The organism is Chroococcidiopsis sp. CCALA 051 (assembly GCF_003015105.1).
Classification (GTDB): domain Bacteria; phylum Cyanobacteriota; class Cyanobacteriia; order Cyanobacteriales; family Chroococcidiopsidaceae; genus Chroococcidiopsis; species Chroococcidiopsis thermalis.
The window spans coordinates 1-23,624 of sequence record NZ_PYCI01000038.1 but is presented as its reverse complement, the minus strand read 5'-3'; the positions used below and the strand labels follow the sequence as shown (position 1 = coordinate 23,624).

At 43.5% G+C, this 23,624-nt stretch carries 21 protein-coding genes, 1 tRNA gene and 1 pseudogene; 17 read left to right on the top strand and 6 right to left on the bottom strand.

Annotation, left to right across the window (positions count from 1 at the left end):
• Window positions 1-45 precede the first annotated feature (45 nt).
• The 10 genes and pseudogenes from C7Y66_RS11645 to C7Y66_RS31780 all read left to right on the top strand — a co-directional run bounded on the left by C7Y66_RS11645 (window position 46) and on the right by C7Y66_RS31780 (window position 10,283).
• A complete protein-coding gene (locus C7Y66_RS11645; RefSeq protein ID WP_106545702.1) occupies window positions 46-1,047 on the top strand; it encodes an energy transducer TonB in 1,002 nt (333 codons plus the stop codon).
• A gap of 103 nt (window positions 1,048-1,150) precedes the next feature.
• Window positions 1,151-1,675 (top strand): sterol desaturase family protein, encoded by a 525-nt coding sequence (locus C7Y66_RS11640; protein ID WP_199197382.1) that lies wholly within the window; start codon window positions 1,151-1,153, stop codon window positions 1,673-1,675.
• 19 nt (window positions 1,676-1,694) lie between these two features.
• Entirely contained in the window at window positions 1,695-2,057 is a 363-nt protein-coding gene (locus C7Y66_RS11635) for a DUF1818 family protein (RefSeq protein ID WP_106545701.1), read from the top strand.
• A gap of 46 nt (window positions 2,058-2,103) precedes the next feature.
• Window positions 2,104-2,177, top strand: a tRNA-Pro gene (locus tag C7Y66_RS11630).
• Window positions 2,178-2,300: 123 nt separating this feature from the next.
• A pseudogene (locus C7Y66_RS11625) lies at window positions 2,301-2,495 on the top strand (ABC transporter ATP-binding protein); the annotation flags it as partial.
• 145 nt (window positions 2,496-2,640) lie between these two features.
• Entirely contained in the window at window positions 2,641-3,609 is a 969-nt protein-coding gene (locus tag C7Y66_RS11620) for an AraC family transcriptional regulator (RefSeq protein ID WP_106545700.1), read from the top strand.
• A gap of 144 nt (window positions 3,610-3,753) precedes the next feature.
• Window positions 3,754-6,333, top strand: a complete 2,580-nt coding sequence (locus tag C7Y66_RS11615; RefSeq protein WP_106545699.1) for a TonB-dependent receptor domain-containing protein — start codon at window positions 3,754-3,756, stop codon at window positions 6,331-6,333.
• A gap of 36 nt (window positions 6,334-6,369) precedes the next feature.
• On the top strand, window positions 6,370-8,904 hold the full coding sequence (locus C7Y66_RS11610) for a TonB-dependent siderophore receptor (RefSeq protein ID WP_146149778.1): 2,535 nt from the start codon (window positions 6,370-6,372) through the stop codon (window positions 8,902-8,904).
• 26 nt (window positions 8,905-8,930) lie between these two features.
• On the top strand, window positions 8,931-10,058 hold the full coding sequence (locus C7Y66_RS11605; RefSeq protein WP_158265907.1) for a PepSY domain-containing protein: 1,128 nt from the start codon (window positions 8,931-8,933) through the stop codon (window positions 10,056-10,058).
• A gap of 18 nt (window positions 10,059-10,076) precedes the next feature.
• Complete coding sequence (locus C7Y66_RS31780) at window positions 10,077-10,283, top strand: hypothetical protein (RefSeq protein WP_199197380.1); 207 nt, start codon at window positions 10,077-10,079, stop codon at window positions 10,281-10,283.
• A 190-nt stretch (window positions 10,284-10,473) separates the two neighbouring features.
• On the opposite strand, the gene C7Y66_RS33380 is transcribed toward C7Y66_RS31780, so the two are convergent.
• Together C7Y66_RS33380 and C7Y66_RS33375 are read right to left on the bottom strand one after the other, a co-directional pair.
• Window positions 10,474-10,695, bottom strand: a complete 222-nt coding sequence (locus C7Y66_RS33380; protein WP_370143935.1) for a DUF1579 family protein — start codon at window positions 10,693-10,695, stop codon at window positions 10,474-10,476.
• Between the two features lie 43 nt (window positions 10,696-10,738).
• Window positions 10,739-10,819 carry a hypothetical protein gene (locus C7Y66_RS33375; protein ID WP_370143934.1) on the bottom strand — a complete coding sequence of 27 codons (81 nt, stop codon included), beginning with the start codon at window positions 10,817-10,819 and terminating at the stop codon, window positions 10,739-10,741.
• A gap of 42 nt (window positions 10,820-10,861) precedes the next feature.
• Here C7Y66_RS33375 and C7Y66_RS11590 point away from each other — a divergent pair, with 42 nt between their 5' ends.
• On the top strand, window positions 10,862-11,062 hold the full coding sequence (locus C7Y66_RS11590; protein ID WP_106545696.1) for a hypothetical protein: 201 nt from the start codon (window positions 10,862-10,864) through the stop codon (window positions 11,060-11,062).
• Window positions 11,063-11,064: 2 nt separating this feature from the next.
• On the opposite strand, the gene C7Y66_RS11585 is transcribed toward C7Y66_RS11590, so the two are convergent.
• Window positions 11,065-12,405: a cytochrome P450 gene (locus C7Y66_RS11585; protein WP_106545715.1), complete on the bottom strand. Its 1,341-nt coding sequence runs from the start codon at window positions 12,403-12,405 to the stop codon at window positions 11,065-11,067.
• 84 nt (window positions 12,406-12,489) lie between these two features.
• Between C7Y66_RS11585 and C7Y66_RS11580 the strand changes: the two genes are divergently transcribed.
• Window positions 12,490-13,989 (top strand): S10 family peptidase, encoded by a 1,500-nt coding sequence (locus C7Y66_RS11580; RefSeq protein WP_370143933.1) that lies wholly within the window; start codon window positions 12,490-12,492, stop codon window positions 13,987-13,989.
• A 245-nt stretch (window positions 13,990-14,234) separates the two neighbouring features.
• Here C7Y66_RS11580 and C7Y66_RS31770 read toward each other — a convergent pair whose 3' ends face one another.
• On the bottom strand, window positions 14,235-14,408 hold the full coding sequence (locus C7Y66_RS31770; protein ID WP_199197377.1) for a hypothetical protein: 174 nt from the start codon (window positions 14,406-14,408) through the stop codon (window positions 14,235-14,237).
• Between the two features lie 267 nt (window positions 14,409-14,675).
• Here C7Y66_RS31770 and C7Y66_RS11565 point away from each other — a divergent pair, with 267 nt between their 5' ends.
• Both C7Y66_RS11565 and C7Y66_RS11560 read left to right on the top strand, forming a co-directional pair.
• Window positions 14,676-14,996, top strand: a complete 321-nt coding sequence (locus tag C7Y66_RS11565; RefSeq protein ID WP_106545695.1) for a hypothetical protein — start codon at window positions 14,676-14,678, stop codon at window positions 14,994-14,996.
• Between the two features lie 24 nt (window positions 14,997-15,020).
• Window positions 15,021-16,406 carry an alpha-amylase family glycosyl hydrolase gene (locus tag C7Y66_RS11560; RefSeq protein WP_106545694.1) on the top strand — a complete coding sequence of 462 codons (1,386 nt, stop codon included), beginning with the start codon at window positions 15,021-15,023 and terminating at the stop codon, window positions 16,404-16,406.
• 58 nt (window positions 16,407-16,464) lie between these two features.
• Here the strand turns inward: C7Y66_RS11560 and C7Y66_RS11555 are convergent, their stop codons facing one another.
• On the bottom strand, window positions 16,465-17,706 hold the full coding sequence (locus tag C7Y66_RS11555) for a glycosyltransferase family 4 protein (protein ID WP_106545693.1): 1,242 nt from the start codon (window positions 17,704-17,706) through the stop codon (window positions 16,465-16,467).
• Window positions 17,707-18,232: 526 nt separating this feature from the next.
• On the opposite strand from C7Y66_RS11555, the gene C7Y66_RS11550 reads away from it, so the two are divergent.
• The 3 genes from C7Y66_RS11550 (at window position 18,233) to C7Y66_RS11540 (ending at window position 22,777) form a co-directional block, all read left to right on the top strand.
• A complete protein-coding gene (locus C7Y66_RS11550; RefSeq protein ID WP_106545692.1) occupies window positions 18,233-19,267 on the top strand; it encodes a GDP-mannose 4,6-dehydratase in 1,035 nt (344 codons plus the stop codon).
• 247 nt (window positions 19,268-19,514) lie between these two features.
• Window positions 19,515-20,435 (top strand): hypothetical protein, encoded by a 921-nt coding sequence (locus C7Y66_RS11545; RefSeq protein ID WP_127023917.1) that lies wholly within the window; start codon window positions 19,515-19,517, stop codon window positions 20,433-20,435.
• Window positions 20,436-20,992: 557 nt separating this feature from the next.
• Complete coding sequence (locus C7Y66_RS11540) at window positions 20,993-22,777, top strand: right-handed parallel beta-helix repeat-containing protein (protein WP_146149777.1); 1,785 nt, start codon at window positions 20,993-20,995, stop codon at window positions 22,775-22,777.
• Between the two features lie 74 nt (window positions 22,778-22,851).
• Here C7Y66_RS11540 and C7Y66_RS11535 read toward each other — a convergent pair whose 3' ends face one another.
• The gene (locus C7Y66_RS11535) at window positions 22,852-23,208 is read right to left on the bottom strand and encodes a PleD family two-component system response regulator (RefSeq protein WP_106545690.1); all 357 of its coding nucleotides are present in this window, start codon (window positions 23,206-23,208) and stop codon (window positions 22,852-22,854) included.
• Window positions 23,209-23,624 lie beyond the last annotated feature (416 nt).

Sequence of the window (23,624 nt, the reverse complement as noted above, 5' to 3'; positions counted from 1 at the left end):
CTGGTATACGAACTGTCGGCACGGCTGTTATGAGGCGATCGCGGCATGGTGTTGCAAAAAGAATTCCAGCAATCGGAACAAGAAATCTGGCGTGACGGCAGAAGGAGAAACAATACTGATGCTCTTTGGTTCGGTATCGTTATCTCACTTCTCGTACACGTTATTTTTTTCCTCAGCTTCGATTATTGGATTCGCATTCTACCAAAACCAAAACAGCAATCTCGCGCCGAACCAATTCCACTTGAATTTGTTGAAGTTCCTCCCCAACCAAAAAAACCGCCCCCAGAAACCAAACGTCGGGCAGCAAACGATTCCGTCGCTGGTGGTAAAGCCAATCGCAGACGACCTCTAGCAACTCGACCGAATAACCCAACTGCGCCTAGAACTAGTTCCCGTACTACTCCGTCACCCGCTCAACCCCGCCGCCAGCAGCCATCTAGCAACCGCAGGGAGAGTCCAGAGCCACCAAAACCCCAAATCCAGCCTCCTCAAGCCCAACCTCCGATTGTCACTGCTCCCAATCGCTCCAAACCAGTTCCGAAGACTCCCAACCTAGAGCAAAAACCAGCAAATCGTCCTAGTACCGCAACCGAGCGATCGCCTGCTAGAACTACAGCCAGAACTCAGCCGCGATCTTCAGCAGCGAGCAAGTTAGGTGGTCCGCTGACGCTTTCCAGCCGCGATCTAGCAGCTAATCCCAACCGTTCTAATCGCGCTGCGCCAGGAATTGATGCTCGTCAGGATGTCGATATGGGTTCTTACTTGCAGCAACTTCAGCGACAAGTCAGGCAGCAGTGGATACCAGGGATGACGCAGAATTCTCGTTCAACTGTCGTGTTTTTCACAGTCACGCGATCGGGTCAAGTCACCAACCTACGGATCGTCCGTCCTTCTGGCTCCAACACTACAGATACCGCCGCCCTTAGTGCCATTAGACGCGCCGCACCCTTCGCACCTTTACCCTCTGGGTTTGCCTACAATTCCCTCAAAATTAGTTTTACATTTAATATCAACGTCTCTGGTGGTTTAGATCTATGGGTAAGATGACGTAAAAAGTTATCAGTTATTAGTGACTAGTGACTCGTGGCTGGTGACTAGAAAGGAGTCAAGCTACTAGCTGCCACCATGAATGACAAATGACGAATGACCAATGACCAATTCAGGAGGAGTGATGCTCGATTTAACAAAGCTAGCAATCGGAGGAGTTTGCTTTGTCTTGGCATTTATCCTAGCGAGTCTAGTCGAATACTGGTTGCATCGTTTGATGCACGTTTCGCCTCGCATTGGTGAAAGACATCGCGATCACCACCGTCGGAATGAAGGACAAGGTGTAGTATGGGAATTTCGGGATTACGTTCAGGGTAGCTGCATCGCCATGTTTGCCATGTTCTTTGTCTCCCTTGAAGCTGGGATGGGTTGGTTTCTGGGCAGTTTAGCTTATGCTGCTTTTTCTGCTTATGCCCACCAGTTACAGCACGAAAATCCAACCAAGTGCTTTTGGATGAAAATGCCCGTGCATTATGTCCATCACAAATACGGTATGTGGCATCACAATTTTGGTTTAGCTGTAGATTGGTGGGATCGGGTATTTGGCACTTACAAACCCGTAGAATGGCTCACGGAAGAAGAAACTAGTCAACCAGAACGCGGCTATTTACAACTACGCTGGTGGTGATATGACGATGTAAAACTTTATGCGCATAGTTAAGAGTGGCGCAGGTTGGCGGATTGGATTCGATCCAGAGGCAAAGGAATTTAAAGGTTTAGTAGGTGCTGAGGACTGGGCGATCGAACTGACGCAGGCAGAATTACAAGATTTTTGCCGATTGTCTATGCAACTATCAAATACTATGAGCCAAATGGAGCAGGAACTGATGGATGAGGAAGCGATCGCCTGTGAAGCCGAAAGTAATTTTATCTGGATGGAAGTAGAAGGCTATCCCCACGCTTATAGCTTGCGACTGATTCTAAATACAGGTAGGCGAGTTGAGGTGAGTTGGGCGGCGGATGCAGTTCCCGATCTCATCCGAGCGGCTCAAATGCTGTTTGTTTTCTAAATAGCGCGATCGCAGTTTCTTATGCTATGATATCTAAGCTGTGAAACGGGGCGTAGCGCAGCTTGGTAGCGCGCCACTTTGGGGTAGTGGAGGTCGTGGGTTCGAATCCCGCCGCTCCGATTCAATCAAATCCTTTATACAGAAAGAGTTCTGGCGTTTTAAAGGCTGGAACTCTTTCTCTATCTATTCTCATTGATATACTCACCGGGCTGAAGCCACGGTGATTCTTGACGGTTCACAGTCGTGTTACACGATATCAATTTAGCCGCTCGTTACAGCTCGCGCATTGCTTTACTCAAACAAGGCAAGCTTCAGTCCATTGGTACTCCAACTCAAGTGTTAACTCCGGCAAATCTTGAGGAAGTTTTCGGAGTGCATGTAGCAATTATTGAAACTCCTGTCGGTCTACAAATCTGCCCGCTAGCTCCGAATATATAATCTCAGCTAGTTGATATTGATTAGCAATTACTGTATTGTTCTTAATGATACAGCCAAATGCCCAAAGATAAGGACACCAAAGTAGCGTGTCACCTTTGTCTGCAAGGCTTTTTCCTTCTGCCTTCTGCCATAGATCGAAAATTCTATGACTATTACTCTCAGCCAATCGGATATCTGGGAACTGTACGAAACCACTGATTTTGTTGAGACAGAACTTGCTGCCGATTTTTACGAAGTGAAGGGCAAAGCTCCCCAATTGTTGGGCGACGGACACTTCTGGGAGATCGATTTGTGTGAGGGGATCTGGCTGGGAATCAGTACTTGGACAAACCCCAACGTCTGTACTATTGCCTGTGAAGAACGGCAGCATGAAGTAGAAATTACTCTGTGGATTCCCACCCGTCGTCAGAATAGCCATTACACCTTGTTCGGCAGTGGCATTGCACCCAAGGAAGTCTGGAAATCTCCTGCCGATCGGGAAGGAATATTTCTCTCTATTGGCTTTGAGCCAGATTTGCTCAAGCGAATGTACAGCAATAGTTCCGGCGAGCTACCACCAGAACTACAAATGCTAATAACATCGAACGATTGGCAACAGTGTTGGCGCGATCGCCCGCTCGCTCCTGCCATGCACGCCATTGTGCGGCAGATCCAAGCTTGCCCTTATCAAGGACTGACAAAGCAGATATATCTGCAAGGGAAAGCGCTGGAGCTATTGGCGCTTGGGATCGAACCGCTACGACTCGAACGAGCAGCAGTTCGAGAGCGTCCGCTCAACGGCAACACTGTAGAGCGGATTTATCAAGCTAGAGAGATCTTACGACAAAACTGCGCTAACCCTCCATCTGTTGTCGATCTAGCCCAGCAGGTAGGATTAGAGCATATGAAGTTGAAGCGAGGTTTTCGCGCCTGTTTCGGCACAACTCCCTTTGCTTACTTGCGTATGTATCGCTTAGAACAAGCACGATTATTGTTACAAGAAGGGAAATTAAGCGTGGCAGCGATCGCCAACGAAGTCGGTTACTCTCATCTGGGGCATTTTGCCAGAGCCTTTCAAGACAAGTTTGGGATTACGCCTACAGAGTGCCGTCTGGGAAAGCAGATTATTTTGTAGCGATCGCCTAACTGCTGCAAAACTCCTCCTGTAGGGATCGAAATTGCTCCTCCAGGGATAGACTAACCTTCGGAATTCACGTAGACTATCTCCACTTGAAATAATTGCCAAGATTTCTCTATAAGCCCTGGTTGGAGTGTGTCAATGAGGAGTGTGAAGGTGGGATGGAAAGCGATCGCTTTTTGGGTTAGTTTAGCTGCTGTGATGCCGTTATGGAGCGAACCTGTTTTTGCTCAAGTTAAAATAATTCGAGTAAAAACGATTGAAGAATTACCACCTGTTTCTTTTAGTGCTAAAGAGCTTTTGGCTCAAGAGGGAGAAAATAGTACGATAACTCAAGTTACGGGGGTAAGGCTCAATCCCACTACTGAAGGGTTGCAAGTCATTCTCGTCACTCCTTTGGAACAAAAATTGCAGCCATCAATTTCGTCAGTTGAAAAGAATTTAGTTATCGATTTACCAAATGCAGTCTTAACTTTACCAGATCGACAAGAATTCACCGCAACTAATCCCACCGCAGAGATTGCACAAGTAACAGTCAAACCTTTGAATGCTAGTAGCATTCGAGTAACCATCACAGGAAGCAAACAAGCACCCAATGCCGAAGTAGTCCCTAGTAAGCAAGGTTTGGTGTTGAATGTATCTTCCCAAGCAACTGCTCAAACCGAAGCATCAGAAATGGAAGTTGTCGTGACTGCTACCCGCACGGAGGAACGAGTTGAAGATCTACCACGTACAGTAACAGTAATTGACCGAGAAGAGATTGAAGCACAAGCTACAGGAAATAACAGTTTACAGGATATTCTTAACTATAGCGTTCCAGGGTACGGCGCACCTGATTATACAGATCGATTTAATGCTAATTTAAGAGGTCGAACTCCGCAGATTTTAGTGGATGGAGTGCCTCTAGGTTCTAATGTTTCTAACATCACAGGATTGACCAGCATCGATCCTAACACTGTCGAACGAATCGAAGTGGTCAATGGTGCGACAGGAATTTATGGTGCTGGTGGTAGTGGCGGAGTCGTGAATATTATTACCCGCCAACCAATCGAAGGATTTGAATCGACAGCTAGATTAGGTGTTTCTGCTGCTTTAGGAAATTTAGAAGGAGATAGCTTTGCTTACGAGTTGGGTTATGGCATTGCTGGCACAGAAGGTATTTTCGACTACAACTTGAATTTGGCAACCCAATTTAACAATCAATTTTACGACCCACAAGGCGATATTATTCGTCAAGAAAATTCTACTTTTGCAGGTTCAGAACGTCTGAATCTTTTAGGTAAGTTGGGAATCGCTTTAGGAGAAGAACAACGTTTGCAATTCTCTGTTAATCATGCCAGCGATCGCCGAGAAATTAATTACATTACCGATCCAATTACTAGAGAGATTCCAGATAGACAAAAAATTCGGGCATTGAGAGTCAATCAAGATTACGTTGATTCTAGAGATCCTGGCAATCAAAATACTATTGCTAGCGTAGCTTACGACAACAGGGCTTTTTTAGGGAACAACAGATTACAAGCTCAGTTTTCTTATCTAAAGATTAGAGAAGATACGATTGCGTTTGACTATCGAGGAACCGGAGATGAGATTTTTGACGGCGTATACAGGTTCATGACTGAAGGAGAAGTTTTCAACAGTAATTTGCAAGTAGAAACATCCTTATTTCAAAATGCAAAATTGTTGGTAGGAGCAGATTATAAGCATGAAGATAATCGTTCTTCAATCTTCACTTTAGATACTGAAGCATATGATGCAAGTGGCGGAGATATTATTCAAGTCAGCGACGAATTTGCCGAAGCTTCTTTTAGTCTCAGCCAACTTGGTTTGTTTGCTCAAATAATCTGGGATGTGACGGACAATTTTTCGGTTCTGGGTGGAATTCGTCAAGAATTTGCTCAATTGAGCGTTGATGATTATACAACCTTTGAAGGTGATAGTATTCGGGGTGGCGATCCTAGCTTTGATGCGACAGTTTTTAACATTGGTGCAACTTTCAAAGCGACTGATAATATTAGTCTTTTTGCTAACTTTGCCCAAGGTTTTTCTAATCCTGGTTTTTTTGTGCTGAACAATTTACCTGATGGTAGCTCGGTCGATCGCTCTTTGGAAGACATCCAACCCCAAATCGTTGATAGCTACGAAATTGGTATACGCGGACAATGGCAGAATCTACAAGCTTATCTAGCAGCATTTTATTCTTCTTCCGAATTAGGTTCGTTTTTTCAAGAAGTTGCCGAAGATGTATTTGAAACGATCCGCGCTCCAGAACGCCGCTACGGTATAGAAGCAGCAGTAGATTGGCAACTAGCAGAGACATGGAAATTTGGTGTTGGTGGAAATTGGACTGAGGGAGAATTTGAAGATGAAAATGGCGAATTTATTGCTGCTGATTCGATTAGTGTAAATCCTTGGAAGCTAACTGCATACGTGGAACATCAGACAACACCAAACTGGCGCAATCGGTTACAAATTCTCTATTCTGGCGATCGCGATCGCGGTTTTGAATCGGGGTTAGACCAAGGCTCTGTAGATGATTATGCGACTCTCGATTTGATTAGCACTTTAAGTTTAGGTGAGGGAACGCTGTCTTTAAGTGTGGAGAATTTATTAAATGAAGAGTATTCTGCGTTCCCAACTCAATCTCTGACAGCTCCTGATGAAGATATAGCCTTAGAAAGGGGTAGGCGAGTTAGTTTGACTTACTCAATTAGTTGGTAAGTGGAACATTAGTAAGTAGGGTATCTGGCTAAAAAAGTGAGCTTATTTAATGTGTTGATGAGGAGTGTGAAGGTGGGATGGAAAGCGATCGCTGTTTGGATTGGTTTAGCTGCTGTGATGCCGTTATGGAGCGAACCTGTTTTTGCTCAAGTAAAAACGATTGAAGAATTACCACCTGTTTCTTTTAGTGCTAAAGAGCTTTTGGCTCAAGAGGGAGAAAATAGTACGATAACTCAAGTTACGGGGGTAAGGCTCAATCCCACTACTGAAGGGTTGCAAGTCATTCTCGTCACTCCTTTGGAACAAAAATTGCAGCCATCAATTTCGTCAGTTGAAAAGAATTTAGTTATCGATTTACCAAATGCAGTCTTAACTTTACCAGATCGACAAGAATTCACCGCAACTAATCCCACCGCAGAGATTGCACAAGTAACAGTCAAACCTTTGAATGCTAGTAGCATTCGAGTAACCATCACAGGAAGCAAACAAGCACCCAATGCCGAAGTAGTCCCTAGTAAGCAAGGTTTGGTGTTGAATGTATCTTCCCAAGCAACTGCTCAAACCGAAGCACCAGAACTTGAGATTGTGGTGACAGGGGAGCAAGAAGGCTATGCCGTACCCAATGCCAGCGTGGGGACGCGCACCGATACGCCTTTGCAAGATATTCCCCAGTCGATTCAGGTGATACCCCAGCAGGTACTAGAAGATCAAGGCGCAAATGATTTAGATGATGCTCTGCGTAACGTTAGTGGAGTCTCAACCTCACAATATGGACTCCATAATATTCGTGGATTTTATAGCGGTAGAAGCATTCTGAGTGACGGCATTAGAAGACTTAATTTTGCTAACTACGATGTGAATCTTGGCAATGTGGAACAAATTGAAGTTCTCAAAGGACCTTCATCGGTGCTTTACGGTAGTGGAGAGCCAGGTGGCACAATTAACCTGACTACGAAACAACCACAGAGTAATCCAAACTATGAAATTGAAGCTACAATTGGCAACTTTAACTATTACCAAGGCAATCTCGATCTAACAGGACCACTCAACGATAACAAAACAATTTTGTATCGCTTGAACATTGCTTACGAAGATGCTGGTTCTTTTATTGATTTTGTTGATAGCCAAGAATTTGCCATTTTTCCAGTCCTGAGTTTTCAATTAGGAGAAAGAACTAAGCTAACGTTAGAAGGCAGTTATGAAGATCGATCTATTCCAGATGTAGAAGGATTACCTACCGTTGGTACTATTTTTCCTAATCCTTTAGGAGCAGTTCCTGACTCTCGGTTTTTAGGAGAGCCAGATAATAATGTTGAGTACACGGCTGTTAACGTTGGTTATTTGCTCGACCACAAATTTAGCGAGAATTGGTCGCTGCGTAATCGGTTCAGAGCATTTTTCTTCGATCTCGAACAGCGTGGAATTGGTGCACTGGAGCTGGCAGAGGATAATCGTACAGTAATTCGTAGTGCTAGAGACAATAAGGAATATACCCAAACTTATACCTTACAAACAGATGTGCTGGGTAAATTTCAAACTGGCATTATTCAACACGACCTACTTCTTGGTTTAGAACTTCAGCGCAATATTGAAGACCTCTCGCTGAAATTTCCACCTGATGTCCCCTCGCTCGATCTATTTGAGCCAGAATACTTGAGTTCATCTGATTTTGACGATTACTTCGATCGCTTTGAGCCGGATACTGACGAGTTAATTACCAGCGACACTATTGGGGTTTATGCTCAAGACTTACTTTCCATCGGCGATCGAGTCAAAATTCTACTAGGAGGACGCTTTGACGGGTTTTCCAATAAAACTGAGGATAATTTGGCAGATACCTCAGAAACGTTTGAAGATAGTGCCTTTAGCCCCCGTGTAGGTCTTGTCTATCAACCGATCGAGTCTGTTTCTCTCTACGGCAGTTGGAGTAGCTCGTTCGTGCCAGAGTTTGGCACAGATAGAGAAGGAAATCCATTTGTGCCAGTCACTGGCGACCAATTTGAAGTAGGAGTGAAAGCAGAATCTCTTGATGGTAAATTCAGGGCAACTCTAGCAGCATATGAAATTACTCGGCAAAACGCCTTGATTACCGATCCAGTCGATCCTGACTTCAGCATCCAAACTGGGGAATCAAGAGTTCGAGGCATTGAATTCGATCTAAGTGGCGAACTTCTACCAGGGTTGAATGTAATCGCTAGCTATGCTCACACCGATGCCAAAATTACCGAAGATACTACGGGGCTTGAAGGGAATGAATTCGAGGGCATTCCACGGCATAGTGGTAGTCTGTGGGCTGTGTATGAAATCCAACAAGGCGGGCTACAAGGGCTGGGTTTAGGGGCTGGAGTTTTTGTTGTTGGAGACAGGCAAGGAGATTCAGAGAATACCTTTGAAGTGCCATCCTATGGTCGAACAGACGCTTTGCTTTACTATCGACGGGATAACTGGCAGGTGCAGTTGAATTTTGAAAACTTGTTTAATGTGGATTACTTTGTAAGTGCTTCTGGCAGGGCTAATGTCTATCCTGGTGCGCCGTTCACAGTTCGGGGTCGGGTTTCGGTGGAGTTTTGATGAAGGGAGAAACGGAGAATTTGATAATGAAAACAAAACGAATTCGAGATGTTGTATTTGTCGCCCACCGTTACATTGGGCTAGCAATTGGTATTCTAGCAGCGACGATCGGCATGACTGGCAGTTTGTTGATTTTGGATGAGTGGCAAACTTCCTTATTTGCAGGGCAAGTGGCGATCGCCCCAGATCAAGAACGTCTGGCGATCGCCACTCTCGTGACTAAAGCGCAAGCTATGTTTCCCCAACTGACTCTCGAAAGCCTGACAATACCCAAAGAACTCGCGAAACCTGTCACGGCGTGGTGGTGGGCAGCAGGAGACAAGTGGACGACTGCCCGCATTCATCCCTATACCGGAGCAATTCTCGGCAGTCCGCAGAACAATGATTATAACGATTTCTTGTACGATATCCACATCAACCTGCTAGGTGGTGAGTGGGGTGCTTACGTAGCTGGCATTGTTGGGTTACTGGCAACAATTCTTTGCCTAACAGGGATTGTGCTTTGGTCTGGTTGGCGCAAATTGGCAACTGGATTCAAAATTAAGTGGAATGCCACCACCAAAAGGCTAAATTACGATTTACACAAAGTTGTTGGCATTATCGTTGCAATCTTTCTGGCAATGGCAATGTTGACTGGGTTTATCTGGAACTTTGCTACATGGATGAATCCAGTCATTTATGCACTCACCTTCAGTCCACAGCCACCCAAAGAAGTAGAACTCGTCTCTAAAGCCGCAGATAAAGCCCCCATACAGCTTACAGAAGCATTACTACAAAAAGCTAGTGCTGCGCTGCCCCCTGGTGAAATTAGCTCAATTTATTTTCCCACCAAACCTGAAGGCGTAATTCGCATAGCAAAAGAGTTACCAAACCAGGTTGTGATGTCTGCTTCTATAGATCGCTTTAGTGGTGAGATCGTGAAGGTAGACGTACCAACGGAAAAATCTTTGGCAGATCGAATATTTGACTCATTCGTACCCATACACTTTGGCACTTTTGCCGGTCTACCCTCTCGTATTCTCTATCTGTTCGTTGGTTTATCTCCTACCATCCTATTAGTTACGGGTTTTATCATGTGGCGCTTGCGAAAACGCGACAAGTCAAAGCGAACTATTGTGCCAGCCGAACGTGCGCTCGATAATTCACCCCCATAGCTTATATTCGCTAAAACCGTGCCAAAAGAACAAAATCGCTATCAAAAAGCAATTCCTTGGCTGGTTGGGTCTGGGTTATTAGGAATGACTATCTTTGGCAGTTGGCTAGGTTATGAAAATTTCCATGCTTTAGGAGAACGTCAACACACCACCTATATGGCTGCCGCACCGGAACATGGGCGAGAGACATTTTTTTACGGATGCAACGAGAAGTCGAACAGGTAAAGCGATTATATCCCCATGCTCATTATCAAGGGTTAGCCGATGGCGCACCAGAGAATTGGACGTGTCTTGTGCCACTCACCCACAGCCAGGTATTAGATTTTTACCACGCGACGCAGTATCTAAGTAAAGTTGCATTAGCCGTGCATCCTCGCAGTGTTGAATATCAACAAGCGAGTATGGATACTCACTGTCATCTTCTCAAACACTCTGTCGGTGCTGCCACTCGTTTGTTAGCCGAAATGGAAGCAATCGAGCCGCAACGGTTGTCTATAGAAGGTTCCTCAGAATTGAGCCTTAGCACCGTCTCAGCCAAGTCCAGTTCGCCACCGTCGTACACCCAGAGGTATGTCATCATCGACCCGATCCACGTCCTCACGTACCGCTGCTTCTGCGGGTCGTAGCCGAGCGTCATCAGAGTGGTAGTGCGACCGCAGCCAGGCATCTCGCCCTCTCCTTCAGCCAAAACCTAGAGTCTGCGAGCGCGATCGCACGCTTTCAGTTCCCGTCGATCTTTCGACAGGTCGATCCGCTCCCATCTTGACCTCAACCTCATACGTCCACTCACCGACGAGTTTTTAATGAAAGAAATCTCTCGCGCTGTTCGGCAAGTCTACCGTCCCAAGTCACGAGGAGAGGAAATTCGAGATTCACTGCTACCTGACGTAGATTTAGATGAATCTAAGCTAGAGTTGTTTGCCCAGCACATTACAGCACTTGAAGGTATTGGAGTCAACTTACAAGACAAACGCCTGCGGGATACCATCAATGTTTATCCGTGACTCTAAATAGATTTTGCACTCACTACCATACTTACCCCACCATTGGGAGCAAGCGTAAACCCACGACGTTGTATTTGCACGGGTTTATCTTCTACTAAGGCAAGTTGATACTTGGATAAAATCGTCGCCAAGACCAATTTCATTTCTAACCCAGCTAAAGCGTATCCCAAACATCGCCGACTGCCACCACCAAAAGGAAGATATTCCGAAGGAGAATACTGGCGCTCTAGAAACCGCTCTGGCTGAAATTGTTTAGCGTTGGGATACAAGTCTTCCCGATAATGCACTAAATAAATACTTGGCATTAAGGCTGTTTGGGCTTCAAATAAATATCCGGCAATTTTCGTTGGCGATTTAGTAATGCGGGGAAAAATGACGGGAATCACCGGATACATCCGCAGTGTTTCTTGACAAACTGCACTTAGGTAAGGCAGTTGAGCAATTTTCATTGGGGCTAATTCCCCTAAACTATCTAGTTCGTGCAGCAACCGATCGCGGACATCTGGGTGTTGATGAATTTGATATAAAGCCCAAGCCAGTGTTGTTGCTGTGGTTTCATGCCCAGCAAATAAAATCGTCAGTAGTTCGTCTTTTAATTCCTCATCGGTCATTGCTTGTCCGTTTTCATCTCGTGCTGCCATCATCAGACTGAGGACATCACGCCCTTTGATATCTTTGGCTCTTCTCTCCTCAATTTCTGCTTGCAGCAAAGCGCGAACGTGATGTTGTCGCTGTTTCATCTGCCCCCAAGGACTCCATGCACCCCAATCTTTTTGTAAAAACTGTAAAAATAACATGCTGGATTTGAGGGGAGAATCAGTCATGTCCAGCCATTCTGTGAGTAGGGGCTTTAGTTGTTGATAGCGTTCTCCTTCACTCAAGCCAAAAACGACTTGTAGAATCACCTCTAGGCTGATCTTTTGCATGGTAGTCCGAGCTACAAAAGATTGACCGACTTGCCAGGAGCTAGCAATCTGTTCGGTAATCAGACAGATTTGTTTGGCGTAAGTTTGTAGTCTTTCGCCATGAAAAGGAGGCATTAACAATTTTCGTTCTCGTCGATGACGATCGCCATCGACTAACATGAGTGAATTGCGCCCGACTAAAGGTTCTGCAATTGCATTGCCACGACCGACATCAAATTTGGCATCTTGGTTGAAGATTTCCCCAATTGCTTGCGGATTACCAATGACTACATAAGAGCCGATGCCGCTCAGATGCATGGTAAATATATCTCCATATTTTTGACTGCATTTGTCCTGAAACCCAATTGGGTCGGCAATCCAATTCATCAGTTGCCACCAAGCAGGACTAGTAATGGGATTTGGTAATTGAGCCAACACGATCGTTCTCCATCTGATAAATCTTTCACTCACGATCGCGCGATCGCCTACCATGTGATGTGTGCAATGCGATCGCCACCTGATATGTCCGACACATCTAACCTACCAGTAAATCATCAATCCAGTCAGACCGAGCATACACTATCACTGCCATCGCAACAGATAAGCTACACAGCTTTGGCTCAGTGGCAAACGTTATTCGAGCGAGAAAAACCGATCGCCCAAATGTTTCATGTGGCGTATCTCGTCAAGACTGATACAGCTTCACCGCGACCGCTAACTTTTGTTTTCAACGGTGGACCTGGAGCTGCTTCTGCTTATTTGCACATGGGGGCGCTAGGTCCCAAACGCCTCGATTTTGGCGATCGCGGTAGTTTGCCAAAGCCACCCGTGCGAGTGGTAGAAAATACTGAAAGTTGGTTGAGCTTTACGGATTTAGTCTTTATCGATCCGATCGGTACGGGCTTCAGCCGCGTTTTGCCACCAGAGAAAGAAACTCCAGAGCAGAAGAATGAGAAATCTAATTCTAACGAGCCAGACTCATCCAAAGAAACTCAATTTTGGGGTGTCGAGCGAGACTTGAAAGCGATCGGCGAGTTTATCGTGCGGTTTCTGTCACGCCACCACCGCTGGCTGTCTCCCATTTTCATTGCGGGCGAGAGTTATGGCGGTTTTCGCGTAGCTAAGTTAGCTCGCCAGCTGCAACAAGAATTTGGCGTTGGTCTTTCTGGCGCGATTTCGATCTCTCCAGCTTTAGAATTTAGCTTATTAGAAGCAAACGATTATAACCTGACGACTTGGGCAACAGTATTACCCTCGCTAGCAGCCGCCGCAGCGCATCACGATCGCGCGCAATGGGCTGGGCAAAGAGGAGATTTGCCAGCTCATATAGCTGCTGCCGAACAATTTGCCCGTCAAAGTCTAATCCCAATGCTAGCAATGGGAGAGGCGTTTCCTGAAGATGAGCGTCAGGCGATTTATCAGCAGTTGGCTGGATTAACTGGAATACCACTGTCGGTTGTCGAACGGCTGGGTGGACGAATTAGAATCGAAGTCTTTGCGAGGGAACTGTTGCGCGATCGCCAGAGAATCGTCGGGTTGTACGATGCTTCAATTACGGCGATCGATCCGTTTCCCGATCGCATGACCTACGAAGGCACTGACCCAACGCTAGATGGCTTAGATCGACTGTTTACAGGAGCAATTAACAGTCATTTGCGGCAGACTTTAGGTGTGGAAACTGATTTAACCTACCGTCTGCTGAATTTAGAAACGCTCAAAGCTTGGCAATTTGATTTCAAAGGTGATTGGAAACAAGGATTTCAAGGATCGGTGGATGACCTGCGGGTGGGAATGACGCTCAATCCATATATGCAGGTGTCGATCTCGCATGGAATATTTGACTTGGTTACGCCTTATTTTGCCTCCAACCATTTAGTCAGTCAGATGAAGCTCAATCCTGAAATTCGCCAAAATCTGACGTTGAAACATTATCCAGGGGGACATATGTTTTATACCTGGGCTGAATCACGCCAGCAATGGTTTGCTCAAATGCAAGCGTTCTATCAAAATGCCATAGCCTGAATAATTGCTAACCAAAAGTAGAATCAGCTAAAGCGATCGCCTCAGTTAATAGATTTTGCCCGATCTTCTGGGAAAACACTCCCTTTTGTCCCATCCTCTCCACCCGCTTACCCAAATCATGACAAGTCTCTTCCTAAGCCATCTGTGCCATGTATAGTTCTACCTCTGGATGAATGATTAAATCTCGTCCCCGCTTGCAGATTAGCTCAGACACCAAAATATTCGTATCAACAACTAAGCGCATACTATTCGGGTTGAGACAAGTCCAAATCTTGGCTGAGTTTTTCTTCATCCCGATCGCTTTGAATCAAAGCAGATTCCACTGTTCGGGAAAGTCGCATCAATGCTGCTTGAACTTCTGCTTCATCTGATTCCCTAACTGGAAGATAAAATCCGACGATCTTGCCGTGACGTTTCACCGCGTTTGCGAAGCGTGCGCTCTGTGCATTCGCTTCATCACTTGCTAAATAGCTAAGAAGCTTTGTCCCTAAATTCGCGTATACCTACGCTTTTCATTTTGACTCCCAAAAAGCGATCGCTATGTGGTCACATTTTAGCAAGATATCGGGAGCGATCGCGCCAGTTGACAATCTTGTCTTCACCAAGTTTGTTAATGAAGAATACGATCGCTGGCTAATTTTGCATCGTATACTTCTGGATGAATTACTGTTTTTTAGAGCGAAAAAGTGAATGAAAAGGCTTTAGTCAAAACTGTTAGTCAAGGTGATAGACCGATGTTGCAATCAATCAACCGTTATTCAGGATCGATCGCCGGAGCAATAATTATATTTCTTGGCATTGCCAGTTTAGTACCCGCGATCGCCACTGCACCTACCCCGCCGCAACTCGTTCCAGCCAAGTTAAAAGGTCAAGCCGTTTATGTTTTGTACTTGACTCGTAGTAGCGATAAAGTTTTAGTCCGATGCTACCCAGGACAGCAACCCAAGGTGGAGGTACAAGCGAAAGCCGACGGCACTCAAGAAGGGATTTTGACCTGTGGAAATTAAATAAATTTAGCTTTCTAGAAATTTATGCGTTGCCAGAAATTTGTTGTCTTGGCGATTTCCCTAGTCATAGCTTTTAACTTACCTGGTTTGGCACAAGTAGCAGAACAACCAGTGGCGATTTTTCATGCTTTTAATCAAAACTATAATGATGTCAGAAAATTTGTCTGCCAACTTGCCGATCGAGGATACTCTCACATCCAAATTCCTCCAGCCCAAAAATCTAATTCGAGTCAAGAATGGTGGGCGCGATATCAACCCGTAGATTATGACGTTATTGAAGGAAAAGGTTCTCAAGCAGATTTACAACAGTTAATCGCTCAAGCTCATAAATGTCAAATTAAAGTCATTGCTGATGTTGTTTTCAACCATACAGCTAACTTAGGTGGTGGCGATAATTTTGAAGATTTAACTAAATTTCCAGGTCTGACTCAAAATGATTTTCATTCTGCTCCAGGCAATCCTGGCAAGAAACCCTGTGATATCAATTATAGCGATGGAAACAGAAACTCGGAGCTGAATTGTTGGTTGGGGGGACTTCCCGATCTAAAATATACTGCCAATGTGAAAAAAATTCAAAAGGCTCATTTAAAGAAACTGCTTGACCTGGGAATTGATGGATTTCGATTTGACGCTGCCAAGCACATGCCAGCAAATGTTGTTAAAGAGTACGTCGATTATATTAATCGCGAAAGTCAAGGCAAGACCTGGAATTATCTGGAGGTAATTACAGATAGCGACACCCGTGCGGACGATTACAAATGGATTGCTGCCGTGACAGACTTTATCCTTTACAACTCGATGAAAGCAGCATTTACTAGCAGTGGAGATTTGCGATCGCTGCGAGTGCCAACAGCCATAGATGACTCGCGTAGCGTTACCTTTGGCAGAAACCACGATACGATTCGGGAGATTAATTCTAGTGCGATTAACCCCTATGACGATCCTTCTGACTCCTACCTGGCGACAGCTTACGTACTAGCCAGAGAAAGCGGTACTCCTTTAATACTCAACTGGGATAATGCTGATGCGCCGTACATCAAAACTGGTGTCAAGTTCCGTCAAATTATGCGCCAACGCCTTAAGGTAGGTGGCAACGTCAAGGAGAACGCTTTAGCTGCCGTTGACAGCGCAACTGTCTTGTTGATGGAACGAGGCAATGAAGGATTTTTTGTGGTGAATAAAGCGGTAGGTAAATTCGACATTCCGGTACTGGATTTAACTCTGACGAATATAGAAGGATGTTATCGAGAATTACGAAATAACTTTACAGTTGCTGTCGAACGTCGTCAAAATGGCAAGAAATTTGTCAATCGCTGGGGAACGCAGAATCGAGGTGGTATGGAAGTCCAAGGACGCGATGCCCTTTACTTCATTCGCGAACCTTGGCAACAGTGTCAGATAGGCAGATAGCTTGTAATTCTTTGCGCGATCGAGGCAACCGCAGAACCGAGCGCGTCCCGAGCGGTTTCTAACGTTTAACTATTAAGCTCAATAAATAATTTTCTAAACAGTCATTTGCTTGCTTCCAACTCCAATTTTCTAGTACGTATTTTCTAGCTCGTTCGCCCATTTTTTCTACTATATCAGGATTATCTAAAAGAGAAGAGATAGCTTTACCAATCAGAATTGGATCGTCACCGTTAATTAAAAAACCATTAATTCCATCTTTGATACTTTCTCTAACTCCTCCTTCAGCGATCGCCACAACCGGAGTTTCACAAGCATTTGCTTCAAGAGGCGCAAAACCAAATGGCTCTAAAACAGGAGTATAAATCATAACTGAAGCTTGGCTCAAAAGTTTGACGATCTCATCATCAGCGATCCGCACCTTGGGTATGAAGTTAACTTCTAAAGTTCTAGCAAGCTGCGCAACTTTCTGCTGATAATTATTGACAGAAAAATTTCCGATCCATATTAAATCTGGTCTTTTTTCTTTCTGTATTGTGCTGATAGCGCGAACTGCACGCTCAAGTCCTTTGCCAGAATAAATACTTCCAAGACCAACGACAATTTTCTTGCGAGGAACTTGTGATGGCTTAAAGAGTTCGGTATCAATTCCTAGATAACAAACTTTAGCATCTAATCCATAAGCTCTTAAAACACTTTCTCGACTAAAAAGGGAATTAACTAAAACTACATCGAATGCTCGCGCATTCTGTAATTCTTCTCGAACTTGAAGCCTATACCCTTGTACCTGAATCAGATTTTTGAGAAATGCTGAGACATAACTATTCGACCACCAAGCCTTTGCCGGAGGTGGTATAGCTGCCCAAGGTAAGCTTGGCATCGCTTCGTATAGCTCCCGATTAGGTTCTTGAAGATAAATAGCTGTTGGTACTTTGACATATCGACCAATTGCAGTCGTGCGAAAAAAAGTACAGGCATTGGCGAAAAGTACATCGAAGCCACCACAGTTAATTTCAGCAGCACATTGTTGACAATGTGTATCCATCGCTTGGATGCTATTCAACGCATGAAAATAAGGTGAAAATGGCTGTTTTATAAACTTACTCCTTCTTTTCATAGGTGACTGAGCAAGTGGTACTATATTTTCTTTGATTAATTCATTTAAAGGAAGATAAGATTGGTCTGCCGTTGGAGGACACCAAGATTCTAAAGTATGACCGCGCTCCAATAAGCCTTTTACGTGATGATATAAGGCTCTCTTTCCACCACCACTTGGTAAGTTATGCCAGATAGCAATTTTCATATACAATTACGCTTTTTCAACATATTCCTTCAATAGTCAAATTTTGTCATTCTAGAAAAGTTCAGTAATATTGTCTGACTAGAGCTATTGTAGATACCAAGATATCAGGACGCTGTAGCGTTTAGCACGACTATGAAATCTCATGTTTAAAAGTTATAGAAAAGTTAATGCGATCGCCAGTTATATAACTATTCTCAAATTGCATCAAAAAACGTATCTTTTTGCTTTTTCTATTCCGATTGTCTTGACTCGATTTATTTAGCTATGAAATACCTGAACTTATCCGTATTGATTAATGTAAATTTATAGAGGAATATGTTAGAGACTTTTAAAGCTGATAGCGATCAATTAAAATGTAAAAACTTGTACAAAACGACCTTATAAAACAGGTTTTTATAAATCTTTGGACGTTAAAGCATAAAAATTTGCGATCGCTGTTAATTGTTTAATTCTTGCGACTACTCATAATTTTTTTTGAAATATAGTTTGCGATTGAGTTCTCCAGGGGAAAATAGTAAGTTTTCTTATGAAAAAAGCATTAATTTTTGGAGTATCAGGTCAAGATGGGGCGTATCTAGCTCAGTTGTTAATCGATAAGGGTTATGCTGTTTGTGGAACATCACGAGACGCACAAGTTTCTTCTTTCCAAAATTTACTACGCCTGGGAATCCGCGAACAATTGAAATTAGAGTCCGTTGCCCTAAATGACTTTCGTAGTGTTTTACAAATTTTGAATAAATTTCAGCCAGATGAAGTATACAATTTATCAGGACAAAGTTCAGTCAGCCTCTCTTTCGATCAACCAGTTGAAACCTTTGAAAGCATCTCACTTGGTACTTTAAATGTACTAGAAGCCCTACGCTTTATCGATCGCCCCATTAAGTTTTATAATGCTGCGTCGAGTGAGTGTTTTGGAGATACTGAAGGCAAAGCAGCAGATGAAACTACGCCATTCCGCCCTAAAAGTCCTTATGCCGTAGCTAAGGCATCCGCTTTTTGGCAAGTTGCTAACTACCGCAAAGCCTACGATTTGTTTGCTTGTTCTGGTATTCTATTCAACCACGAATCTCCTTTGCGACCGGAGAGATTCGTCACTCAAAAGATTGTATCCGCAGCTAACCGAATTGCTAAAGGTAGTAAGGAAAAGCTTTATTTAGGTGATATTTCTATTCAGCGTGACTGGGGATGGGCTCCAGAGTACGTTAAAGCAATGTGGTTAATGCTACAACAAGGGCAGCCAGATGATTACGTCATTGCAACCGGAGAAAGTTGCAAATTAGAAGATTTTGTAGCAGCAGCCTTTGCCTGTGTAGGCTTAGACTGGCGCGATCGTGTTGTAATAGATACAAGTTTATTCAGACCAACAGAAATTGCTGTTAGCAAAGGTAATCCCGCTAAAGCCAGAAAAAAGCTGGGATGGCAAGCGCATTATAAACTCAACGATAGTGCTGTTGTACAAATGATGCTTCAAGCACAAGCTGAGCTTTTGAATGGTAGGAAGACAGCAGCCTACAATAAGAAGGAAAGAGATAAATATTTAGGTCTAGCTACAGCTTTTTAGGATGACTTTCAGCATTACTAGCTGGCAAGTTCAGCAAAATTACGAAATAATTCCGAACATTGCGATCGCGGTTTTCAATAAAGCTTAACTAAAACCGATCGTAATTAAAAGGACTGAACTTTTCTGACTTTTTCTGTATCGCTTACTTTCGTAATTTGCAGTAGCATCTCAAAAGAAAGTTTTCTATATTCATTGACAACTATATTTTTCCTAGTTAAGTCAAAGTAGCAAAGATTTAGAATTCGCTATGAGCATAACTATTTCTTATTCTTACTGGTACAAGCTATATTTTAAGTTTAAACGAAGGCTAGGTGAGTATACCGATCATGGATTCAAAAATCCTCAATGGCTACTCATGTTTATTTTTGGGCGTATACATATTATTCGCTCGCTAATGATTTTATTAGCTAGTAAACCAGAGCTTATTATTCCCACGGCAGACTCTTCCTTATTTACGGAAATTGATGTTGATTCCGTTGTGGAAAATCTAAGACGAGATGGGGTTTGCTTAGGAATTCATTTGCCAAATTATGTATTAAGCGAAATTTTAGAATTTACTAATCAAACCTATTATTTGGGCAATGGTAGATTTGAACTTCCTTTCACTCTCAGCAATAAAGAAGAAGAAGAGGCTAAATATGGAAAGCCGTTCTTATTTGGCTATCATTATAAGCCTTCCCGATCTTGTACGGCAATTAAAAAGTTAGGAGATGACCCTAAGTTACGGCAAATTGCTGCAAAATATTTAGTGGGCGAGCCTATTCTTAAAAGTACCATGCTCTGGTGGAGTTTTGCTACTCCTGTAGAACAGTTAGATGAGCGCTTGCGATTCGCTCAAGGATTATTTCATTACGATCTGGATGATTACCGCTGCTTGCAATTTCTGTTTTATCTAACAGATGTAGATCTATACAGCGGTCCCCATGCCTATGTGAAAGGTAGTCATAGTCAGAAAAAGCTACAATATCAGTTGTCCATAGATAGAGATAAATCTGAACGAGATTTAATTAATTATTACGGTAGTGAGAGAATTGTCAATATTTGTGGAGAAGCGGGGTCGGGATTTGCTGAAGATCAGTTTTGTTTTCACCGAGCAAATATTCCTACTAAGAAAGATAGACTCATCCTTCAAATCAAGTTTGTTTTAAATAATTATAGTTTTTCTTAAAGCTTCAATTATGTTAGGAAAAAGGATAAGACGCTAGGTTCTAACACTTCTTTCCAACATAAATTTAGAGCGAAGCCGCATTCTCTAGAGATAGATTTTGACGTATGAATCTCGCCTGAAAGTCTATTTTTAGAAAGATTCTACAACTGCTAATTTACTTAGAAAATAATCCCAGAGTATTGTCAAGTTTTCTGGAGCAATCTCTGGGATATTGTTGTATTTGTTTTAATGGATTTTGCCTTAATATTAACTGGTTTGAGCTTGCCATTAATAATTCTGTCTATTCTTCATAATAATGCCTGCCTAAATGTCAAAAATTCAACAAAGCATTCTCCCTATATAACTAGTTTCTCTAAAAATGTAACTTAACGATAAAATCGAGCAGATTTTAAAATATCAAAAACTGGAGTTATATGAGATCGAAAATAGTTTCTAAGCTCGTACTATTCTGTGGTCTTGTTATGCTGATGTTGACATTATCCACATATAAAAGTGCCTCTATCACTACTTTCTATGTCGATGCAAAGTCAGGGAATGATTTATTAGGAAATGGCTCGATGGCAAGACCCTGGAAAACACTTCAGAAAGCTGCCGAATCGATGGGGACAGATGATACGTGCATTATTAGGCAAGGAGTGTATAGAGAAACGGTCATACCGAAAGACGGACAGACCTTTGTGGCTGCGCCTGGAGAGCGGGTTGTAGTGACAGGTACAGATCTTGTCAGCAATTGGTTTCGTCATTCAGATAATGTCTTCCGTACTTCACTGCCCAAAAAGGTGTATGCCGTATTTGTTCAAGGCAACTATCTTTCTCTTGCCCGATATCCTAATGTAGGTAACGATTACCTCGATTCGAGAACATGGGGCGCTACACAAGTCAATAACAATGGTAGAGGAAGGGCAAACGTCCAGTTTTTGAACGGCATGAACGTATTTAGCGGCTTTTGGAATGGAGGCTACTTCCTCGGACTCAATGGAGATAACTTTTATGCTCCCAACATAGGCAAGATCGCTTCTTCTAGTGGCAACAAACTCGCTCTAACAGAAATTACCGAGACGATCTCTAACCCTGCGTGGCATGAATTTGAGGGCAGCGGTAGAGGCTTTATCATCAACCACTTAAATGCACTTGATGCGCCAGGTGAATGGTATTGGGGAAATTCAACCCTTTACATCTATCCACCAAATAAAGAGATGCTGACATCAAAGCTTGTTGAAGCTCAAGTAAGACTGTGGGGATTCGATCTGAGTCAGCGCAAAAATGTGACAATCAAAGGCATCGTCTTTCGAGGTGCTTCCGTGCGGATGGAGAATGCAGTCAACTGCACGATCGATCGCTCGATCTTTCGCTACCATTCTCCCTTTCAAGCAAATTACAACGGTCACGGCTATGTGGCATTTCCAGGAATTTCTGTCTCGGGTTCCGATAATACCGTTAAGAATTCGTATATCGGACACGGATGGGGTGCGGGAATCTCAATATCAGGCAGTCGCACAACCATTGAGAATAATTTTGTTGAGGACTTAGCTTGGGGCAGCCAGGGCGCTCCAATTATTGTCAGTGGTAATGACAATAGGATCTTCAGAAATACAGTGCGAAAGAGTGCTGGCACGGGGATTCATGCCGGAAGCATACGTCGTTCCCAGATCGTGTATAACTCCATCTCCGACACGGGGCGGCTACTGCTTGACAGCGGACAATCGGGAATTTATATTTGCAATTTCTGCGATCGCCCGACAGATAAGAGAACTCTTGAGGGTGGTGTCATTGCATACAATTACATTGGCTTAGTCAACACTTCTTTTGTTGACAATGGAAAAGGTATGGCAATTTATCTAGATGATGGAACGCATGGTGCATACATCCATCACAATGTTACTAATACTGGTGGGCGAATTAATTGGGCAATATTCATTCACTATAACGGTCACGCTATCAAGGACGTTTTTGTAGATAACAATACCCTCTGGGGTTATGACGATAAGGCTGTCTTTTTCGCCGGAAACTGGAATGGTAAGGGTGGTGGCACGAAGAATAGCCGGATATCGAACAATATTGCACAGTTGCCAGGAACGACATATTACGACAAGAGTGGTGGCGCTGCAATCTCGAATAATCGGGGAGGGGTTGTATCTTCGGAATTTGTAAATCCGAGAACAGGGAACTTTCGCCTGCGCAGTCATTCTCCTTCGATCGACGCTGCGGTTCCCTTGTTAGGCATAAACATGCCTATACCTGATGGAAAGCCAGATGTGGGGGCTTACGAATATGGTGCTGTTGGGTTGGTTGCAGGTTCCTCTATTCAGGGCGATTCACAAGACACTTTTCTAGAAAGATGACTCTTCATACATAGCTGCTCTCACCAGCATACGATCGCTTTTCGTAAAATGTCTCGGCGACTCGGCGATCGCAGTCAAAACCGATCTCGAATTGCCGAGAGTAATTCGTTTAAGTTTATAGGTTTAGTAAAATAACCGTCAGCTCCTTGTTGTAAAGCACGGCGACGAGTTGCCATGTCTGCCTCAAATGAAAGAAACCAAAACGGTATACCAGCTGTAGATGGTTCGCTGCGCAATATTCTTAAAACTTCGTATCCACTTAGCCTCGGTAGATTGAGTTCGCAAATAATTAAGTTTGGCTGTTGTTCTCTAGCTATTTGTAAACCTGTTCGAGCATTATTTGCAGTCAGAACTTGAAAATTGTTCAAGGTAAGAAAATCGTCAATTAATAGTAGAGAATATTCATCATAATCAATTACTAAAATCTCCATTACAGCTCTTTTGAATATGAGGTGACAAAGATAAAAAGTAAATTTTACAAATACGTAACAAAAACTGTTACGGAAAACTTGCTGTTAATAAAGATGAATTTTGCTTTCCTAAACTAGCGTGGCGGAGATTTACCTAACGAGCTACATCAGATAGCAAGGAAGTAGCTATAACAGTAAAAGCAAAATTAGCAAGTCTAAATGTGTAAAATTTACACATTTAGACTATTGGCTGACCTAGATTAATTTAGTTGAAGCAGAAACAATCTAGTTAAATTCATCTTTGAGCCACTTTTGGACACGCTGGCATTCTTGCTGTGATTTATAGCAATTCTCGATTGTATGGATGACATTTGTAGGGGCGCGAGCGAGAAAGCGCCCCTACCAGACGTGTATTGCATCCAATTGAAAACCGCTAT

Excerpts from the sequence above, each read along its gene's own strand:
- C7Y66_RS11620 (WP_106545700.1), top strand. The coding sequence starts at position 2,641 with ATGACTATTACTCTCAGCCAATCGGATATCTGGGAACTGTACGAAACC.
- C7Y66_RS33380 (WP_370143935.1), bottom strand. The coding sequence starts at position 10,695 with ATGACGCTCGGCTACGACCCGCAGAAGCAGCGGTACGTGAGGACGTGG.
- C7Y66_RS11535 (WP_106545690.1), bottom strand. The coding sequence starts at position 23,208 with ATGGAGATTTTAGTAATTGATTATGATGAATATTCTCTACTATTAATT.
- C7Y66_RS11640 (WP_199197382.1), top strand. The coding sequence starts at position 1,151 with ATGACCAATTCAGGAGGAGTGATGCTCGATTTAACAAAGCTAGCAATC.
- C7Y66_RS11590 (WP_106545696.1), top strand. The coding sequence starts at position 10,862 with ATGAAAGAAATCTCTCGCGCTGTTCGGCAAGTCTACCGTCCCAAGTCA.
- C7Y66_RS33375 (WP_370143934.1), bottom strand. The coding sequence starts at position 10,819 with ATGGGAGCGGATCGACCTGTCGAAAGATCGACGGGAACTGAAAGCGTG.
- C7Y66_RS11550 (WP_106545692.1), top strand. The coding sequence starts at position 18,233 with ATGAAAAAAGCATTAATTTTTGGAGTATCAGGTCAAGATGGGGCGTAT.
- C7Y66_RS11645 (WP_106545702.1), top strand. The coding sequence starts at position 46 with ATGGTGTTGCAAAAAGAATTCCAGCAATCGGAACAAGAAATCTGGCGT.
- C7Y66_RS11635 (WP_106545701.1), top strand. The coding sequence starts at position 1,695 with ATGCGCATAGTTAAGAGTGGCGCAGGTTGGCGGATTGGATTCGATCCA.
- C7Y66_RS11555 (WP_106545693.1), bottom strand. The coding sequence starts at position 17,706 with ATGAAAATTGCTATCTGGCATAACTTACCAAGTGGTGGTGGAAAGAGA.
- C7Y66_RS11580 (WP_370143933.1), top strand. The coding sequence starts at position 12,490 with ATGTCCGACACATCTAACCTACCAGTAAATCATCAATCCAGTCAGACC.
- C7Y66_RS11605 (WP_158265907.1), top strand. The coding sequence starts at position 8,931 with ATGAAAACAAAACGAATTCGAGATGTTGTATTTGTCGCCCACCGTTAC.
- C7Y66_RS11540 (WP_146149777.1), top strand. The coding sequence starts at position 20,993 with ATGGCAAGACCCTGGAAAACACTTCAGAAAGCTGCCGAATCGATGGGG.
- C7Y66_RS11615 (WP_106545699.1), top strand. The coding sequence starts at position 3,754 with ATGAGGAGTGTGAAGGTGGGATGGAAAGCGATCGCTTTTTGGGTTAGT.
- C7Y66_RS11545 (WP_127023917.1), top strand. The coding sequence starts at position 19,515 with ATGAGCATAACTATTTCTTATTCTTACTGGTACAAGCTATATTTTAAG.
- C7Y66_RS11560 (WP_106545694.1), top strand. The coding sequence starts at position 15,021 with ATGCGTTGCCAGAAATTTGTTGTCTTGGCGATTTCCCTAGTCATAGCT.